Annotated in this window: 1 protein-coding gene; it reads right to left on the reverse strand. The window is 70.9% G+C overall.

Features of this window, described 5'->3' with window-relative positions; all coding sequences use genetic code 11:
* Positions 1-1,359 (reverse strand): chloride channel protein (locus RWX45_RS13005; protein WP_316024140.1); only part of this gene is annotated, 1,359 nt, incomplete at both ends.

The raw sequence follows: 1,359 nt of genomic DNA on the forward strand, positions 1-1,359 counted from the left end.
GTGCGGCTGCCTCAACGGCCCGCCGCTGCTGCCGATACAGGCGCCGCACCATGTCCTCCTGACTCACCCAGCCGACGAGTTGCAGCCGTCCAGCAGCACCCGGCGCGGTGACCGGCAGTGCTTCCAGGTGGGAGTCGATGAGCGCGGCAAGCACCCGATCGGCGTCGGCGTCGGCGTCGATGTGGGCGCGGTCCTTTTCCAGATCACCCACCTGCCGCGGCGCCTGCTCGCCCCGAGCGCGGGCCTCGGCGACGGCGACCGCTGAGACGCAACCCAACCACTCGCCGTCGGGCTGGGACTGCACTACCGGCAGCCGGGGTGCGCCGGCGGCGCGCAGCACTTCGGCCGCCTGGGCGAGCGAATCGGTGATGGTGAGCAGTGCCGGGGGCGCATGCATGAGGGAGCGGGCGCTTGCCCGTCCCACGAGGGTGGCGTGGAGCGGATCGTCAATGTCGTCACCGCGGCGGCGCAGCTCCTCGGTGTAGATGGTGGTGCGAGTGAGGAACCGGCTCATCGTGGTTGCCAGCGCAACTGCCAGCATGAGCGGCAGCAGCAAGTGGTACTGGCCGGTCATCTCGATAATGAGGATGGTGGCGGTGATCGGGGCGCGGGCCGAACCGGAGAAGACCGCGCCCATGCCGATGACACCGAAAATGGCGGCCGTCTCGGCGGACCCCGGGGCGATGGCGGTGCCGAAGGCGGCCCCGAGCGTGGCGCCGATGCACAGGGAGGGCGCGAACACGCCGCCGACCAGGCCCACCCCCAACGTCAGCGAGGTGGCCAGGATCTTGGTCGCCGTCAGCCCCAGCAACGCCGCCACTGTGTAGTCGCCGTCAAGCGCGCGATCCAAAACCGCCGTGGACTCCCCGTACATCTCCGGAACGGCCAGCAGCAGGGCACCTACCAGCAGGCCCCCCAACCCGGGCCTCGCCCACGCCGGTACGCGCAGCCGCTCGGCGACGCCGCGCAGCAGATCGCCCACAACAAAACGGCATCGTGAGAAGCCCACGCCCACGATGCCGCCACCCACACCGAGCAGCGCCACCCACAGCAGTTGGGCGTCACCGTCCAGGTCGAGGGCGGGCAGGGACACGGACAAAGTGGTACCCAGCAGATGGTGGGACAGCACGGTGGCGGATACGCAGGCCAGGACCACGAAGGCGAAGGCGTCGACTGTGAAGTCCGCCAACACCACCTCCAGTGCGAAGAACGCGCCGGCCAGCGGGGTATTGAAGGCGGCGGCGATGCCGGCGGCCGTCCCCGCCGCCGCGAGCAGCCGCACCGAGCGTCGTGGCAAGCCCAGGCGCCTGCCGAAGAGCGTGGCGGTGGAGGCGCCCAGCTCGGCGATGGGTCCCTCGG

Source organism: Actinomyces sp. MRS3W (genome assembly GCF_032465695.1).
In the GTDB taxonomy this organism is placed as follows: domain Bacteria; phylum Actinomycetota; class Actinomycetes; order Actinomycetales; family Actinomycetaceae; genus Actinomyces.